The sequence below is a fragment of the Metabacillus idriensis genome (assembly GCF_009674765.1).
GTDB lineage: Bacteria > Bacillota > Bacilli > Bacillales > Bacillaceae > Bacillus_P > Bacillus_P idriensis.
Window position 1 is genome coordinate 481,944 of record NZ_WKKF01000002.1, and the last position, 16,650, is coordinate 498,593.

Here is a 16,650-nt window from a genome sequence, read left to right on the forward strand (position 1 = left end):
CACCTCTCTCCTTTATAAGAGTAACAGCTATGGTAAAAAGTTCATTTTTTTTCTTTTTTAGTAAATATTGTTGTTTTTCAGGCAAAAAATATGGGAACGTCTGATTTGGACGTTCCCGTTCTTATTCCGTTAAAGCACCAGTTAATGAAATAAGGTAATTTATTTATTATAATCTTACCAGTGTACTTGAAGTTTATTACCATTTGGGTCATAAAAGTGAAAAAAGGCATGACCATTATTTTCTTTTATATCCTCGACCTTAACTTGATTATCAATTAAGTGTTGATGAAATTTAGATAATTCTGGACTTGTAAAGCCAATGCTAAATTCTTGTTCATTATCAATTGTAAAATGTGCAAATGTTTCATCTTCGGTAGGAACTAAGATAAGTAAGAAAGGTCCTTCATTAACTTTTAAAATTGCAAGTTCCTCAGTATTGTTTAGTAACTGGAGCTCTAATACATCTCTATACCATTGTGCAGACAGTTCTAAATCTTTTACAGGAATTCTAATATAATGTACTTGTTCAATAAATGATTTACTCATAGCCGTCTCTCCTTTATTTAATCCGGTAAATCAAATAGTTCCCTTTCTATATACCTTTTTCCTTCCGATTATTGAATTAACCTGCCCTTCATAATGAGCACCAATGAGTTTAGCTGATTTTCGAAGGGAATACCCCTCAATCATACATTCGATAAACTGAAGTCATTTACTCGGCATATGTGTTCTGTGAAGAGGAGTGTTCATATCTGTGAATGTTTTACAGCACTCTTTGCAGCGGTATCTTTGGCGTTCAATGGTATTGATTGTAGTTTTAACTTGGTATTTACCGAAACGAATGACGTTAGTGGATTGACAATGAGTGCAGGTGTAGCCGTCTTTGTGTTTCTGTTCTGCTACATCTTAGAATACAGACTCTGTTTCTGCTGCACTCCCCAATGAGTTTGTAAAGAACTCCTTCAATCGCTGCTGGTCTCTTCGGCTAAGATTTCTGATTTGGTTAATTATGTCCGCTGACACCATTAAAACTCACTCGCTCTCGGTAATTTTAGTCCACCCAAGAATCTTGGTTGTTGACAAAATACCCTAATGGGTATAATATAAGTCTTGTTCACATCAATTCCTTCATCAAGGAAATTTGGAGGGGTATAGATGATTTATTTTATTACAAGTATAATAGTACTTACATTTATTTTTATATATAATCGGTATTTTCCGGTACGGGGAATCCGCTGCAGCAATATGCCCGAGCTGGAATTGGGCAAAATAGATGTTGTAGACTTAAGAGACTACAATGAGTCATATAAAGATCCGATTCCTGGTGCAATGAATATTCCGATTGCTTATTTTTAAACAGATACTACATGGAGATTCAGCATAAGAAGATCCATGTGATTGCATCGGATAAAATGCAAAGAAATTTTGGCATTCGCGTTCTAAAGCAAAAAGGATTTCAGGTCACTGGATGTACGATTGCAAATACACAGTGTGCTGAGATGAAATCAGCATAATTGAAAGGAGAATCAATATGGAGTACAACGATCAAATGAAAAACCGGGTGAAACGGATTGAAGGCCAGTTAAGAGGCATTCTACGCATGATGGAAGAAGAAAAAGACTGTAAAGATGTGATTACACAGCTTTCTGCCACTAGAACAGCGATTGACCGTACAATTGGAGTTGTCGTCAGCTCAAACTTGGTTGAATGCGTCCGTGCTGCAAATGAGGAAGGCGAAAACACAGAAGAACTTGTAAAAGAAGCGGTGAATCTGCTTGTGCGAAGCAGATAAAATAAAAGGGTTGACACCCTCTTTATTTTTAACTAGTATTATACCCATAGGGGTAAAGGTAATTTTGAAAAGGGAGGAAAAAGAAATGAATATTGATAAGGTTTTAGATGCAAAAGGATTAGCATGTCCGATGCCGATCGTCAAAACTAAAAAAGCGATGAATGATCTTGAAACAGGCCAGATCTTAGAAGTTCTTACAACAGATAAAGGCGCAAAAAATGATTTAACGGCATGGGCTGCTTCTACAGGCAATGAAATGGTTGATATGAAAGAAGAAGACAATGTTTTTGTTTTTTATATAAAAAAAGGATAACCAAGGAGGAAAACAACATGAGTGAAACTAAAAAAACAACAATCGTTCTATTCAGCGGTGATTATGATAAAGCAATGGCAGCTTATATTATTGCAAATGGTGCAGCTGCTTACGATCATGAAGTAACAATCTTTCACACATTCTGGGGCTTAAATGCTCTTCGAAAAGATGAACCTATTACAGTTAAAAAAGGCTTCATGGAGAAAATGTTCGGCAAAATGATGCCAAGAGGCGCAGATAAAATGGGGCTTTCAAAAATGAACTTTGCCGGAATGGGTCCAAAGATGATTAAAGACGTCATGAAAAAACACAATGCCATTCCGCTTCCGCAGCTTATTGAAATGGCGCAGGAACAGGACATTAAGCTTGTTGCTTGTACAATGACTATGGATCTGCTTGGACTTCAGGAAAAAGAGCTTTTGGACAATATTGAATATGCAGGTGTTGCTGCTTATTTAGCAGATGCAGAAGACGGCAATGTAAATCTGTTTATCTAAGATGAATCCAGAAAGGCGTGAACATGCTTGGAAATCGTTAATTATATTCTGATTGGTCTGCTGCTTCTTTTCATCATCAAACGTTTCATTCCTGCTAAAGGAATCAAAACAATATCAGTTGAGCAGCTGAAATCCGAGTTGAAAAATAGAAACAAACAGCTTATTGATGTGCGTACACCAGGGGAGTTTAAAGGGAATCATCTAAAAGGATTCACAAATATTCCTATCCACCAATTAACACAAAAAGCAAACCAGCTTTCGAAGGATAAAGAGGTTATCGTCATCTGCCAAAGCGGCATGAGAAGCCAAAAAGCAAGCAAAACACTGAAAAAGTTAGGATTTAAAGAGGTAACAAACGTAAAAGGCGGAATGAACGCCTGGAATTAAGGAGGAAATGAACATGAAACAATTGACTGCAAAAGAAGTTGAAAATGCTCTGGATTCTTTAAATGTCATTGATGTGCGTGAAGCGGATGAAGTAGCGTCAGGGAAAATTCCTGGAGCAGTAAACATTCCATTAGGCCTTTTAGAATTCCGCATGCATGAGCTTGATAAATCAAAGGAATACACAATGGTTTGCCGTTCTGGAGGAAGAAGCGGACGTGCCGCGCAATTCCTTGAAGGCCAAGGTTTTAAGGTCATTAATATGACAGGCGGTATGCTTGATTGGGATGGAAAAACAGAATAAATTTTTTTACTTTAAAATATACCCCAGCAGGTAAATAGGAGGAATACTTCATGAACTCATTAAAAACAGATATCACTTTAGATGCAAAAGGACTTGCATGTCCAATGCCAATCGTAAAAACGAAAAAAGCAATGAAGGAATTAGAAGCAGGCCAGGTTCTTGAGGTTCTGGCAACAGATAAAGGATCAAAGGCTGACTTGAAGGCATGGGCAGGAAGTTCAGGACACCAGTATTTAGGCACGATTGAAGATGGAGACGTTTTAAAGCATTATTTAAGAAAATCATCAAGCGAGGAAACGGCTGAAAGAAAGTATCCAAATGTAAGCAGCAATGGAGAACTTGAACAGAAGCTTGCAGCAGGGAACATTGTTGTACTGGATGTGCGTGAAGCAGCAGAATATGCATTTAATCACATTCCAAATGCAGTCTCTATTCCACTTGGAGAACTTGAAGACCGTTTGAACGAGTTAAATAAAGAAGATGAAATCTACGTAGTTTGCCGTACAGGAAGCAGAAGTGATTTTGCAGCTCAAAAGCTTGCTGACAATGGATTTTCAAATGTAATAAATGTTGTGCCGGGCATGAGCGAATGGACTGGAAAAACGGAAAATATCTAAAAATAATCGATAAATTCTACATTTGGAGGAATTATGATGGCTAAACAAACGGCAATTATCGCAAGCAACGGCGGATTATTTGACGCTTATAAAGTATTTAATATTGCAACTGCAGCTGCTGCTACAGATTAGGAAGTAGCGATATTCTTTACCTTCGAAGGGTTAAATTTGATTCATAAGGAAGCATATCAGCAGCTTCCAATGCCTGAAGGCAAGGAGCATTTTGCAGAGGGATTTGCAAAAGCTAATGTGCCTGCTATACCTGAGCTTGTTTCAATGGCGAAGGAAATGGGTGTAACATTTATCGGCTGCCAAATGACAATGGATGTTATGGGTCTTGAAAAAGAAGATTTTGTAGATGGCATTGAAGTGGGCGGAGCGGTAACCTTTTTGGAATTTGCTAAAGATGCAGAGATCACATTAACTTTTTAAAAAGCTAAATTTTTTTAATAAAAAATATACCTTAGGGGGTAAAATAAAATGACTTTACAAGCTATGACTGCAAAAGAAGTAACCAAAAAAGTGTTTAACAAAGAAGCATTATTTATTTTGGATGTGCGCAACGAAAGTGATTTTCAGGATTGGAAAATCGAAGGTGAAAACTTCAGCTATCTGAATGTCCCTTATTTTGATTTGCTTGATGGCGTAGAAGAAATTATGGGAAGCATTCCTGCAGATCAAGAAGTGTTAGTTGTGTGTGCTAAAGAAGGATCTTCCATTATGGTGGGCGAGATGCTTGCAGAGGAAGGGCTGTCTGTATCTTATCTAAAAGGCGGAATGAAAGCCTGGAGTGAGCATTTAGAGCCTGTAAAAGTTGGAGATTTAAAGGATGGCGGCGAAATTTATCAATTCGTGCGCATCGGAAAAGGCTGTCTTTCTTATATGATTATCTCAAATAATGAAGCAGCAATTATTGATTCAACGCGTATGACGGATATTTACCTTGAGTTTGCACAGGAAAAGGGTGCAGAAATAAAGCATGTATTTGACACGCATCTTCATGCCGATCATATTTCGGGCGGCAGAATCATCTCTGAAAAAATGAATGCAGCATACTGGCTGCCTCCTAAAGATGCAGGAGAAGTTACATTTGATTACAAGCCATTAGAAGGCGGAACAGATGTCACAATCGGCCGTACAACAATTAATATTCATGCTTTGTATTCTCCTGGCCACACGATCGGATCTACATCATTTGTGATTGATGAGAAGTTCCTGCTTTCAGGAGATATCCTATTCATTGATTCAATTGGAAGACCTGATCTTGCTGGTATGGCAGAAGACTGGGTGGGTGATTTGAGAGAAAGTCTTTATACACGTTATAAAGAGTTATCTGAAGAGTTAATCGTCCTTCCGGCACACTTTATGATCATTGATGAACTGAATGATGATGGCAGTGTTTCTGAAAAATTGGGTGTCCTGTTTGCAAAGAACCACGGTTTAAACATTGAAGACGAAAACGAATTCAGAAAGCTTGTTACTGAGAATTTACCCCCTCAGCCAAATGCTTATCAGGAAATCCGTGAAACAAACATGGGGAAAATCAATCCTGATGAGGAAAAACAGCGTGAAATGGAAATTGGTCCAAATCGCTGTGCAGTACGATAACTCAAACAAATAGGAGGAATTTAGACATGGAAACAGCAAAAGTATTAGATGCAAAAGGACTGGCATGTCCGATGCCGATCGTGAAAACAAAGAAAGCAATGAATGACCTTGAAAGCGGTCAGGTGCTTGAAATTCATGCAACAGATAAAGGGGCTAAAAATGACCTCGCTGCATGGGCAAAATCCGGAGGACATGAGCTTGTAAAACACGAAGAAGAAAGCAATGTATTCAAGTTCTGGATTAAAAAAGGATAAAAAGAAGGGAACCATGTAAGGTTCCCTTTTCTTATAAGGAGGTACAACCATGGATTTTGCATTTATCATAACCATTTTCTTAATCGGTTTTATCGGTTCTTACATTTCCGGTATGCTCGGGATTGGCGGTTCTATCATCAAATATCCGATGCTACTTTATATACCGCCGTTGTTTGGTTTAGCAGCTTTCAGCGCACATGAGGTATCAGGCATCAGTGCGGTTCAAGTTTTCTTTGCCACTATAGGCGGGGTATGGGCCTACAGAAAAGGCGGATACTTAAATAAAACGCTTATCATCTATATGGGTGCAAGCATTCTGATTGGAAGCTTTATCGGAGGATTCGGTTCAAAGACGATGTCTGAGGAGGGAATCAACCTCATCTATGGTATCCTCGCACTAATTGCGGCTATTATGATGTTTATACCTAAAAAGGGGATCGATGACATTCCGCTTGATCAGGTTATCTTTAATAAATGGCTTGCAGCTGTCCTTGCTTTAATCGTAGGTGTTGGGTCTGGGATCGTAGGTGCTGCCGGTGCATTCTTATTGGTGCCGATCATGCTTGTAGTACTGAAGATTCCTACACGCATGACGATTGCGTCGTCTCTCGCCATCACGTTCATATCATCAATAGGCGCGACAGTCGGGAAAATCACCACAGGACAGGTTGACTATTACCCTGCGCTTATCATGGTTGTGGCAAGTTTAATTGCTTCTCCTCTTGGTGCGATTGCAGGGAAAAAAGTAAATACGAAAGTGCTTCAAATCATCCTCGCGGTCCTGATTTTTGCTACTGCAGTGAAGATTTGGATGGACATTTTATAAGAAAAGGAGCGGATATAATTCCGCTGCTTTTTAGGTTAAATAATAATCATAAAATAAAAGGCAAAGCCCAAAATGAATACTAAGATAATAAACGAGAGAAAAATAACAATATTCTTCGACGGCTCAAACGTCTGAGCATCAATCTGCTTCATTTTTTTCAAATAGTCAAAAGTAGAAAAAAGGACAATCGCTATTCCTGAGATGATCGAAACAATCCCAGTGCCCATTGTAATGGTGTCTGCAAGAGAGGAAAGCTTTGACAAAAAGGTGAAATGGATGTTCGTCATCAAAAACCCAATACCAATTATGGCAATAGAGGTTCTGATCCATGCAAGGTAGGTTCTTTCATTCGCAAGATGCTGCTGTATGTAATTTGAACTGATGGTTTTATTCATTTTACTCACCTCATAATTTAAGTTCTACCTTTATTAAATACTATATAGGGTATTTATACAAATGAATTTATCTTATAAAAGTTTTCCCTGAATATGAAGCTTCATGACAAAAAATGTTTTGTTTGTAAAAAGAAAGGAAATAAGATATATATATATATACATAGGGGGGTATTTATTTCCCTGAAAAAATGCATAGGAGGCTTCAATATGTTCTTTCGTTCATTTTTTGATGAAAACCTTGCACACATGTCCTATTTAATCGGGTGTCAAAAAACAGGTGAGGCTTTAGTGGTAGATCCTGCGCGGCACATTGCGCCTTATCTTGAAACAGCAAAGAAAGAGGGATTTGATATATCGGCAATCACTGAAACTCATATTCATGCTGATTATGTGTCTGGTTCCAGGGAGCTTGCTAAAACGACAAATGCTAAGTTATTTTTATCAGATGAAGGCGATGAAAACTGGAAGTATGCGTTCGCAGATGAGTTCGATCATCAATTAATCAAAGATGGTTCGCACTTTATGATAGGCAAAATCGAGATGAAAGTGATACATACACCTGGCCATACACCAGAGAGTCTTTCATTTCTGCTGACAGATAAGGGCGGAGGCTCAGATGTTCCGATGGGAATTTTTACGGGAGATTTCGTTTTTGTCGGAGACGTCGGGAGGCCTGATCTCCTTGAAAAGGCAGCGGGTGTGTCAGGAACTGCTGAAACAGGTGCGGCTTCGATGTTTGATTCTATTTGGAAATTCAAAGAACTGCCTGACTACTTGCAGGTATGGCCCGCCCATGGAGCAGGCAGTTCCTGCGGAAAGTCGCTTGGAGCGGTACCTGTTACAACAGTCGGATACGAAAAGATGAACAATTGGGCCTTTCAGTTTGAAAATAAGGACGAGTTTGCAGAAGAACTGCTGAAAGGACAGCCAGAGCCTCCGAAATATTTTGCGCTAATGAAAAAAGTAAACAAAGAAGGACCGGAGTTTCTGAAGGAAAAGGAACTGCACAAATTAACTTCCGTAAAAGAGCTTGATGAGCGCGAAGGAATTCAGATCATCGATCTAAGACCTTCTGAATCGTTCAAGAAGAAGCACTATAAAGGAAGCCTGAACATTCCTTTCGCTAAAACCTTTGCTAATTGGTCAGGGTGGTTATTAAATTATGATCAGCCCGCCATTTTAATCTGTGAAAGCACCCAGCTGGAACAAGCTGAAAGAATGCTTGAATCAGTGGGGTTTGATGGGGCTGAAGCTTATATTGAGCCAGATGCAATTGAACAGCTTGATCAGTATGAATCCTATGAAGAGATTTCTGCAGCAGAAGCTGATGAAAAACTGAGGATGAATCCTGATGAGTACGCAGTGATTGACGTCAGAAATGATGCAGAATGGGAACAGGGTCATATCCTGGATGCCAAACATATTATGTTAGGCACTATCAGCGATCGAATCGATGAAATTCCTAAAGATAAAAAGCTGCTTGTCCATTGTCAATCTGGTGTTCGATCTGCGATTGGGATGAGTCTTTTGCAGGCGGAAGGGTTTAAAAATGCCATCAATATAAAAGGCGGATACGCATCATGGGAAAACGGAAATCTTCCAACGACAAAAGGGGAGTAAATAATATAGAAAGGGCAGTGTCAAAATTGACGCTGCCCTTCTTTCCTTAGCAGGTATTCAGTATTTCGTTTCTCCAATGGCTGAGATAATGGACCCAATCGCCTGAATCCAGCTTCCGACAGTGTTGATGTTACCGGGATCTTCATTCCGAAGCTGCATGCCGCCAGCAATGGCCTGCATGGAATTTCCTATTGCCTGAAGAAGATTGCCGTATATACTGTACAGCTGTTCGATCGACTTCTCCTGCTCTAATGAATATGCAATGCCTAAACCCCCACCTGTCGCCTGAAGGAGATTGCCTTGAACATCAAGAAGTGTCTGAGTGCGTTCGCTGAAATCAATGATAATTCCTGTGACAACTGTTGAGTTCCCAATTGCCTGAATCATATTGCCGATTTTATTTAAGTTAAATGAGTCAATTGTATCTGCAAGGATTGCATTGCCAGTCCCCTGCAGAACATTCCCCCATAAATTTAAGTTTTCAAGCTGCTGATCTGTGAGGACATTTGAGGGTGTGCTTCCAACAGCCGCAGTCACTGTCCCAATTGCCTGGATCCATGCTCCAAATACAGCTTTATCTTTATTGCTCATCGTTTGACCGCCTACTCTGCAGTTCTCCGCTACTATTTTATAAGATATGCAAAGGCAAATATGAGTGTAACTTTTCGGTCAATAAATTGGCGCTTGTCTCATTTTTCATTAAAGAAAAGTCTTTCCTGACAAGCAAAGAAAAGAGTTTTCAATCTCACAGTCTCTTGTTAAAATTAGGGAGATGCAAAACAAGGAAGGATGAAAAAGCCATGTTTAAAAAACTAGCTTCAGAGGCATTAGGGTTATCCGATATTGGTACGATTATTAGTCCGGCTGATTATGACAAAACGGATGCAGATGATTATGTGATGCATGAGGATAATGAGAAGATCTATTTTTTAATTAAGACAAAGGCAGATGAATATTGCTTTACAAATCTTTCTTTTATTCATGTAGATGGGGCAAATGCTGTCTCTTCTAAAAGAACTCTCAAACGCTATCCTTACGCACAGTATAAATTTTCAGATGTAATGCTTGAGACAGCCGGTAAAATCGATATGGATGTAGAAATAAAATTCAGCCTAGGCAGCCAAAGGTTTGATATTGATGTAAGAAAAGATCAAATTGAACAGCTGAAAGACTTATATAAATCACTTCTTCGCATTGCTGAAATCACACATGAAAATGCTATATACATAGATATGGCATCAAGCAGCCTTGATAAAGCCGTAAACATCCTTCAAAACTCAAGAACAGACAACAATAAGCTCTCTGATACATACAGAGACCTGACTGATTTTGGTTTTACTTGGATGACTTCTGTCCGCGAGCAGTATCATATTAAAGATTTCGGCGAAGTTTTTGAAAAATATATAAATAACTGATGATAGAAAGTCTGCTCATATTCGGGCAGACTTTTTTTTTGTTTAGAGAAATTATAAATTTTATAGATTGTGGATAGTGCAAAAAGGATATCTCCGGTAAGTGCCGGCGCCTAACTCCTCGGTCAGAACGGAACTGCCGCCAAAGACAAAACCGGACTTTACTGTCAGAATCCTTTTCTGCCTGTCGGAGCAGGCCTTGGCGTCTGCGTTTTTGTCGAAAGAAAAAGATGGATTAAACTGGATTTTAGAAGTATTATGTGACTATAAAAATAAATCAGTCACAGAGATTCAGAGAGGATTGAACCCAATGCCAAGAGCATTTACAGAACACGAAAAACAAAGAATCAAAAAAGTTTTACTTGAAAAAGGCAAAGAGATGCTTGAACTTCACGGTATACGAAAAACAAACGTAGAAGATTTGACGAGAGCAGCCGGAATCTCTAAAGGGGCTTTTTATAAATTTTACCCGTCTAAGGAAGTGCTGTTCTTCGAAATTCTGGAGGAACTTGAAAACGAAATGCGCACGAAATTTTTCAGTGAATTATTCGTTCCGGAACTTTCACCGCGGGAAAGCTTTCAATCCAAAATGAGAGGCGCTTTTGCATTTATAGATGAAAATCCTTTAATGAGAAATATCAGCTCTGATGAAATGAATCATTTGCTTAGAACACTGCCGAGAGAGAAATTAGAAGCTCACTCCCAAAATGATGATCGGGAAATCAGAACCTTAGTAACAGCATGGAAAGAGAAGGGATACTTGAAGGATTATGACCCTGATACTGTAGCAGCATTTATCAAAAGCCTGTTTCTTCTTGCCATGCAAAAGCAGGAAATTGGGAGAGAACATCCAAAGGTGATGAACATGATTCTGGAGATGGCTAGTCAACATTTGGTCAATGACGGGGAGTGAGGAGCAAATGAAAAATCAGCGCAAGTGGTATCGCATGTGGAAGATTCTATCTCTGGCTTTCACCGTTCTGGCCGAGGTATATTGGTACCGAATAGTAAGGAAGAAGGATAAAGATTGGGAAGAACTGTGGGTGAAAATCGGCAAGCGGTTTCGCCGGACCTTATTCGAATTAGAGGGTCTGCTGATTAAGGTGGGCCAGATTATGAGCATACGTGCAGATCTTCTTCCTGCCGGCTTTATAAAACAAATTGAGGATTTAGTTGATCAAGTGCCTTCTTCACCTTGGGAGGAAATGAGAGCAGTCCTTGCAAGAGAATGGGGCTGTGCAATTGAAGAAAAGGTTCGATTCATTCAGCCGGAAGCTGTAGCTTCAGCCTCAATTGGAGAAGTCTTTCAAGGTGAATTACTGGATGGAACAAAGGTTGCAATAAAAGTCATGCGCCCCACGATTAAATCAATTGTAAAATCCGATTTCCGGTCCCTCTATGTTGTGATGCTGGCTGCCCGTTACCTTGCCCCAGTTCCTAAAGGATTTATTGACTTTAGAATGCTTTATAAAGAGCTAAAACAAGTGATTGAGAGAGAATTGGACTTTTTGAAGGAAAAAGAAACAGCCAAACACTTCAGTGAACGGTTTAAAACGGTTAAAAAGCTTAAAATTCCCCAGATTTATGAGAGTTTAAGTACATCTGAAGTTTTAGTAATGGAATGGGCGGACGGGGTGCGAATAACGGATGAGGATTTCATGGAAGAGAACGGAATTAACCGGATTGAGTTGGCCGAGCAGCTCTTTAGTCTGTTTTTGCCTCAATGGCTGGAACCGGGAATCTTTCATGCCGATCCCCATGCAGGAAATGTTTTGCTTCAGAAAGATGGTACGATTGTTCTTCTTGATTTCGGAATGATAGGAGAGATATCAAAAAAGGATGCTAAACATTTTCAGGAACTGCTTGCAGCCATTTTAATGAAGAATTACTCAAAAGCCGCGGATGTTCTATTAAACTTGGGCTTTTTACTTCCAGAGGCTGATCCTGCCGTTATTCAAAGAGTTCTTGAAGAGGCGCTGTCATTTGATCTTTCACAATTGAAGCAGCTCGATTTGATTGCTTTAAATAAAGAAATAAATGATAGGGTTAAATCACTGCCCGTACAGGTTCCAACTCGTTTTGTCTTTTTAGGGCGCTCTTTCGTAACGATTGAAGGCATTGTCCGCACGATCAGTCCGGATCAGGAAACAATTGAGATCATCAAACCGGCATTCATTAGCTGGCTAAAGACAAGTGATGCCAATAAGTGGAGACTGCTGGTCAATTGGGTTTATTCACAGCCTGTGTTAAAAGCCTTGCCGATGTTTATAAATGACTTTATAAACTCAGGAAAAACAGAGAAACAGAACCAAAGGAAAGAATTTGAATTTATTATCATTGAAAACCATAAGAAGTCCTCAATCTATTTTGGATTACTTGGAACTGCTGGGATTTTTATATCCATCCTTTTTCACCATAATATCTTGCTTTATGCTTCAGCAGGAGGGGCACTCCTTTCAGCTTTTGCTTATTTTTCTATTTCGGTAAAGGAAAGAAGATGGATGAAAAGGAATTTTTCTGAAAAGAAATAAGCATTTATTCTATATGTAATTCTTAGAGACTGGGACGTAACGATAATCTCCTGAATTAATGCCGAACATTGAATAGTGCGAAAACCATTAAAAGAAAGAGCTATTTTCGCATAAATTGTTGTTTTTCATGATAATGTTGTCCGTTCCTTGCAGCGAGAGGAACTTGCTTTCCGCGGTCCGGCTGGGAGCCTCCTCGGCGTTGCCTGTGGGGTCTTCCAATTTGCTCTATTTCCCGCAGGAGTCAAGTTTATCCGCTGCAATCCACTTAAGGTTTCTAACATTTAGTACTGTAGCAACAATATTTATGAAAAGAGCCAAAGAAAAAAATCCGAACTAAAACGAAATTCAAGTTGGAATTTCACATAATAGTTCGGATTTTTCTTTGGCTGAAAACCATTTGTCCCAGCCTCTTTCTCTTCTATTTCCACTCAAGAATCCCATTTAAATCAGAATAAATACTGTCAGGACTCAAACCAAGCTCCTCCTCCGGCAATCCGCCGCGGTTGATCCAGGCCGCCCTGAATCCAAAGTTTTTTGCACCTGATATATCCCATCCGTTTGATGACATAAAGAGAACTTCTTCACGTTTAACTCCAAGCTCCTTCAGCACAAGTGTGTAAGAGGCCGGTGAAGGTTTATATTGCTTCCCTTCATCGACGCTGATCACATGATCAAAGAAGGGAGAAAGTCCTGATTGTTTGATCAGCGGATCCAGCATATCATGTGATCCATTTGAAAAAATGGCAAGCTTTTTATGGTTCAGCTGAGATAACACCTTTTCAGTCTCTGGATAATGCGAAAGCTTTGTATATTCTGCTATTAAGGCGTCCTCATGTACTTTCACATCCTTTAACTCAAGTGAGTGGAGAGCATATCTTAACGAATCTCTCGTAATCGTCAAAAAGGATTCATAGCTGCCCATGATTTGCCGCAAAAAGGAATATTCCAGCTGCTTCTGACGCCAGACTTTGCTTAATTCTTCTCCTTTGCCCTCGTATAGCTCGTCTCCTTTTTTCTTCACGGAATGGACATCAAACAGAGTTCCGTATACATCAAAAACAAATGCCTTTATTTCATTATTCATAGAGTACCGCCTTTCCCGATTTACTGGGACAATACCCTCTCACTTCGTAAGTATAAACAGAATCTAAATATGGCGATTACTTGAACAAGACTTCTAATTATCTGAAAATGGAAGTATTCATAGTTGCTTATTTGTTTTACATTCATGTAAATTGATGGGTAACAAGTTTTTAAGAAAAGGTGATCGTTTGAAGATAAATACAGCGAAGTTTATAGCAATTTTATCGGTACTGGCGACAGTCTTATGGATTTTTGGTTTGGGCTGGACGATTAACAGCTATTTTTTCAGCAAGCCGGATGCCAAAGTACACTCGGATTCTGCTAATGAAGCCGAAGTCAGCAAATCAGATGAAGACTATCAAATTGTAGCACTTGGCGATTCATTGACGCGCGGAACAGGTGATCAGTCAGGCAAGGGGTATATTGGCTATTTAGTAGATGAGCTTAAAGAAAAGACAGACCGGGATATTAAGCTTTCGAATTTAGCGATTAAAGGCCAAGTCTCAGATCAGGTAGTGAAGCAGCTTCAAAAACCTGAGATCAGAAGACAGGTCAGCGCCGCAGATACAATTGTTATGACCATTGGCGGAAATGACCTTTTTCAAGGCGGACAGGCGCTTGAGAATTTGTCATCAGCGGAAAATGATCAGGCTAAAGCAAAATATTTAGCGAACTTAAAGAAAATCATTGGGGAACTTCGCAAGGTAAATCCTGAAGCAGCTGTATATTATGTGGGTCTTTACAATCCCTTTAATGACCTGGAGGATGCAAAAACAACTTCTGCTATTGTAAGGCAGTGGAATTTTGAATCTGCTGAAATTGCAGCGAACTATCCAAAGGTTGTCATGGTTCCGACATTTGATCTATTTGAGCAGAATGTAAACGATTATTTGTACAGCGACAAGTTTCATCCGAATTCAGAAGGCTACAAGCTGATTGGAGAGCGGCTGGCATCTTTGATCGTGTTCAGCGGGGAGGGAAATCAGGATGACTAACTCAAACGAAACACTGGTGGTTGAAAATCTACGGAAGAAAATAGGCAAAAAAGAAATCATCAAAGACATCTCTTTTCAGCTTGAAAGGGGAGAAGTGTTTGGATTTCTTGGTCCAAATGGCGCAGGCAAAACAACAACGATCCGCATGCTTGTCGGATTGATAAAAGCAACGTCAGGCAAGATTACCATCTGCGGTCATGATCTTAAATCTGATTTTTCAAATGCCATCAAAAATATCGGCTGCATTGTTGAAAATCCTGAGCTGTATCCTTATTTGACAGGACTTGAAAACCTTCACTATTTCTTTAGAATGGTTCCTGGACTTCCTAAGGAGCGCATCGATGAAGTCGTAGAGCTTGTCGGGCTGCAAAATCGGATTGGCGACAGGGTGAGCACTTATTCGCTGGGAATGCGCCAGCGCCTTGGAATCGCACAAGCATTATTAGGCAAGCCGAACGTGCTGATCTTAGACGAGCCGACAAACGGACTTGATCCTGTGGGCATCAGAGAGATGCGGGAATTCATTCGCTTTTTAGCTGAAAAAGAAGGCTTGAGTGTTCTTGTATCTTCCCATTTACTAAGTGAGATTCAGTTAATGTGCGACAGGGTCGCGATCATTTCTAAAGGGGCCATTCTTAAAGTAGATACAGTTGAGCACCTTCTTGCTGAAAAAGAACGGGTCATCTGGAGACTCGATCCGTTTGAAAAAGGAAAGGCCATCTTGGCGGGAGAAACAACCCTGATTGCCGAATATGATGACCGAATCATTACCTATAATGAGGAAGAAAGCATTCCCGCATGGAATGAGAAATTAGTTGGAGCCGGTGTAAAAGTGCGTGAAATTCAGACAAAATTGCCTACACTTGAAGATTTGTTTATCGAGCTGACTGAAGGTGAAACCATTGATTAACCTTGTCTATAATGAAATGATCAAAATCATCCGGAAAAAGCGCCTTTTTATCATTGCCGGCATTTTAGCCGTACTCGTCGGACTCTTCACATATGCACAAATGAAAGAAGCGAAAACCCTGCAGGAAGAATTGGGAACAACCGATTGGCGTTCTCAATTGCAGCAGGAAATTATCAATGCACAAAACAGATTGAGCTCTAGCGGCATCTCTGCAGAATGGAAGAAATATTTGCAAATCCGGATGGAGCAGCAGCAGTACTACCTGGATAATGACATTAATCCGAGCGCTCCAGGAGCCCCAACCTTTATGAGGATGTTTGCCGAGAATTCAATTGACCTCCTGCTGCCGCTGATGGTCATGGTCATTGCAGCCGATCTCGTCTCTTCAGAGGCAACAAGGGGTACAATCAAGCTGCTGTTAACAAGGCCGGTTAAAAGGTGGAAGATCTTATTAAGCAAGTACATCACATTAATATTATCGGTCTCTTTTATCGTCTTATCGCTCGGAGTGCTGTCCTATCTCATATCAGGAACCGTCTTCGGATATGGGGGATGGAACATGCCGATCCTGACCGGGTTTACCGTTCAGGGGGAGGACTTGAACACCGATCAGGTACGATTGGTTGAACAGTGGCAGTACATTTTAATGGAGCTTGGATTAGTATGGTTCGTGGCTGTTGTCGTCGGAACCTTGACTTTTACACTCTCCGTGCTCATGAAAAGCACTGCCTCTGTTATGGGAGTCATGCTCGCAGCATTGATTGCAGGAGCGATTTTGGCGAATATGGTCTCCTCATGGGAATCAGCCAAGTATTTTTTCATGGTCAACCTAAGATTGACTGATTATGTAGCCGGCATGGCGCCTCCTATCAACGGGATGACTCTGGGCTTCTCCATGAGTGTCCTCGGCATCTGGGCAGCAGCCGGACTGATTGTTTCGTTTGTCGTGTTTTCGCGCAGGGATATTTATTGAGTGGCAGCCGCTTGGTAGCGGCTGTTTTTTTATTTGGCTCTTTTCGTAAATATTGTTGCTACCAGACTAAATGTTAAAAACCTTAAGTGGAGCGGAAAGGAACGGACAACTTTTATCATGTAAAACAACAATCTAT

At 40.1% G+C, this 16,650-nt stretch carries 21 protein-coding genes and 2 pseudogenes; 18 read left to right on the top strand and 5 right to left on the bottom strand.

Going from position 1 to position 16,650, the window contains the following annotated elements; all coding sequences use genetic code 11:
- Window positions 1-174: 174 nt before the first annotated feature.
- The gene (locus GJU41_RS10620) at window positions 175-546 is read right to left on the bottom strand and encodes a VOC family protein (RefSeq protein ID WP_070874464.1); all 372 of its coding nucleotides are present in this window, start codon (window positions 544-546) and stop codon (window positions 175-177) included.
- Window positions 547-636: 90 nt separating this feature from the next.
- Window positions 637-1,026: pseudogene (locus tag GJU41_RS24990) on the bottom strand (transposase); the annotation flags it as partial.
- A gap of 129 nt (window positions 1,027-1,155) precedes the next feature.
- On the opposite strand from GJU41_RS24990, the gene GJU41_RS10625 reads away from it, so the two are divergent.
- The 11 genes and pseudogenes from GJU41_RS10625 (at window position 1,156) to GJU41_RS10675 (ending at window position 6,595) form a co-directional block, all read left to right on the top strand.
- Complete coding sequence (locus GJU41_RS10625) at window positions 1,156-1,356, top strand: rhodanese-like domain-containing protein (protein WP_154318573.1); 201 nt, start codon at window positions 1,156-1,158, stop codon at window positions 1,354-1,356.
- 175 nt (window positions 1,357-1,531) lie between these two features.
- Window positions 1,532-1,792, top strand: coding sequence for a metal-sensitive transcriptional regulator (locus GJU41_RS10630; RefSeq protein ID WP_070874466.1), 261 nt, complete (start codon window positions 1,532-1,534; stop codon window positions 1,790-1,792).
- Window positions 1,793-1,877: 85 nt separating this feature from the next.
- A complete protein-coding gene (locus GJU41_RS10635) occupies window positions 1,878-2,105 on the top strand; it encodes a sulfurtransferase TusA family protein (RefSeq protein WP_070874480.1) in 228 nt (75 codons plus the stop codon).
- 17 nt (window positions 2,106-2,122) lie between these two features.
- Window positions 2,123-2,602 carry a DsrE/DsrF/DrsH-like family protein gene (locus GJU41_RS10640; protein ID WP_070874467.1) on the top strand — a complete coding sequence of 160 codons (480 nt, stop codon included), beginning with the start codon at window positions 2,123-2,125 and terminating at the stop codon, window positions 2,600-2,602.
- A 27-nt stretch (window positions 2,603-2,629) separates the two neighbouring features.
- The gene (locus tag GJU41_RS10645; protein ID WP_070874468.1) at window positions 2,630-2,989 is read left to right on the top strand and encodes a rhodanese-like domain-containing protein; all 360 of its coding nucleotides are present in this window, start codon (window positions 2,630-2,632) and stop codon (window positions 2,987-2,989) included.
- Between the two features lie 13 nt (window positions 2,990-3,002).
- Entirely contained in the window at window positions 3,003-3,290 is a 288-nt protein-coding gene (locus GJU41_RS10650; protein WP_154318574.1) for a rhodanese-like domain-containing protein, read from the top strand.
- 50 nt (window positions 3,291-3,340) lie between these two features.
- Complete coding sequence (locus GJU41_RS10655; RefSeq protein ID WP_070874470.1) at window positions 3,341-3,907, top strand: sulfurtransferase TusA family protein; 567 nt, start codon at window positions 3,341-3,343, stop codon at window positions 3,905-3,907.
- A 36-nt stretch (window positions 3,908-3,943) separates the two neighbouring features.
- Window positions 3,944-4,339 (top strand): annotated as a pseudogene (locus tag GJU41_RS10660) (DsrE/DsrF/DrsH-like family protein).
- Between the two features lie 48 nt (window positions 4,340-4,387).
- Complete coding sequence (locus tag GJU41_RS10665; RefSeq protein WP_154318575.1) at window positions 4,388-5,515, top strand: MBL fold metallo-hydrolase; 1,128 nt, start codon at window positions 4,388-4,390, stop codon at window positions 5,513-5,515.
- A 26-nt stretch (window positions 5,516-5,541) separates the two neighbouring features.
- Window positions 5,542-5,769 (top strand): sulfurtransferase TusA family protein, encoded by a 228-nt coding sequence (locus GJU41_RS10670; RefSeq protein ID WP_070874473.1) that lies wholly within the window; start codon window positions 5,542-5,544, stop codon window positions 5,767-5,769.
- Between the two features lie 49 nt (window positions 5,770-5,818).
- Window positions 5,819-6,595, top strand: coding sequence for a sulfite exporter TauE/SafE family protein (locus GJU41_RS10675; protein ID WP_154318576.1), 777 nt, complete (start codon window positions 5,819-5,821; stop codon window positions 6,593-6,595).
- 35 nt (window positions 6,596-6,630) lie between these two features.
- Here GJU41_RS10675 and GJU41_RS10680 read toward each other — a convergent pair whose 3' ends face one another.
- On the bottom strand, window positions 6,631-6,990 hold the full coding sequence (locus GJU41_RS10680) for a YidH family protein (RefSeq protein WP_070874475.1): 360 nt from the start codon (window positions 6,988-6,990) through the stop codon (window positions 6,631-6,633).
- 207 nt (window positions 6,991-7,197) lie between these two features.
- On the opposite strand from GJU41_RS10680, the gene GJU41_RS10685 reads away from it, so the two are divergent.
- Complete coding sequence (locus GJU41_RS10685) at window positions 7,198-8,610, top strand: MBL fold metallo-hydrolase (protein ID WP_154318577.1); 1,413 nt, start codon at window positions 7,198-7,200, stop codon at window positions 8,608-8,610.
- 57 nt (window positions 8,611-8,667) lie between these two features.
- Here GJU41_RS10685 and GJU41_RS10690 read toward each other — a convergent pair whose 3' ends face one another.
- A complete protein-coding gene (locus GJU41_RS10690; RefSeq protein ID WP_070874477.1) occupies window positions 8,668-9,201 on the bottom strand; it encodes a DUF6944 family repetitive protein in 534 nt (177 codons plus the stop codon).
- Window positions 9,202-9,410: 209 nt separating this feature from the next.
- Between GJU41_RS10690 and GJU41_RS10695 the strand changes: the two genes are divergently transcribed.
- From GJU41_RS10695 to GJU41_RS10705, 3 genes are all read left to right on the top strand, one after another.
- Window positions 9,411-10,025, top strand: coding sequence for a PH domain-containing protein (locus GJU41_RS10695; protein WP_070874478.1), 615 nt, complete (start codon window positions 9,411-9,413; stop codon window positions 10,023-10,025).
- A 211-nt stretch (window positions 10,026-10,236) separates the two neighbouring features.
- Window positions 10,237-10,935 (top strand): TetR/AcrR family transcriptional regulator, encoded by a 699-nt coding sequence (locus GJU41_RS10700; protein WP_154318578.1) that lies wholly within the window; start codon window positions 10,237-10,239, stop codon window positions 10,933-10,935.
- A 7-nt stretch (window positions 10,936-10,942) separates the two neighbouring features.
- On the top strand, window positions 10,943-12,553 hold the full coding sequence (locus tag GJU41_RS10705) for an ABC1 kinase family protein (RefSeq protein WP_154318579.1): 1,611 nt from the start codon (window positions 10,943-10,945) through the stop codon (window positions 12,551-12,553).
- A gap of 418 nt (window positions 12,554-12,971) precedes the next feature.
- Here the strand turns inward: GJU41_RS10705 and GJU41_RS10710 are convergent, their stop codons facing one another.
- Window positions 12,972-13,637 carry a haloacid dehalogenase type II gene (locus tag GJU41_RS10710; RefSeq protein WP_070877842.1) on the bottom strand — a complete coding sequence of 222 codons (666 nt, stop codon included), beginning with the start codon at window positions 13,635-13,637 and terminating at the stop codon, window positions 12,972-12,974.
- A gap of 187 nt (window positions 13,638-13,824) precedes the next feature.
- Between GJU41_RS10710 and GJU41_RS10715 the strand changes: the two genes are divergently transcribed.
- Genes GJU41_RS10715 through GJU41_RS10725 form a run of 3 tightly spaced genes read left to right on the top strand, consistent with a single transcriptional unit; the run spans window position 13,825 to window position 16,514 of the window.
- Complete coding sequence (locus tag GJU41_RS10715) at window positions 13,825-14,631, top strand: SGNH/GDSL hydrolase family protein (protein WP_224771395.1); 807 nt, start codon at window positions 13,825-13,827, stop codon at window positions 14,629-14,631.
- The gene (locus GJU41_RS10720; protein WP_070877844.1) at window positions 14,624-15,541 is read left to right on the top strand and encodes an ABC transporter ATP-binding protein; all 918 of its coding nucleotides are present in this window, start codon (window positions 14,624-14,626) and stop codon (window positions 15,539-15,541) included. The genes GJU41_RS10715 and GJU41_RS10720 overlap by 8 nt, the downstream gene beginning before the upstream one ends.
- Window positions 15,534-16,514 (top strand): ABC transporter permease, encoded by a 981-nt coding sequence (locus tag GJU41_RS10725; protein WP_070877845.1) that lies wholly within the window; start codon window positions 15,534-15,536, stop codon window positions 16,512-16,514. The genes GJU41_RS10720 and GJU41_RS10725 overlap by 8 nt, the downstream gene beginning before the upstream one ends.
- Window positions 16,515-16,650 lie beyond the last annotated feature (136 nt).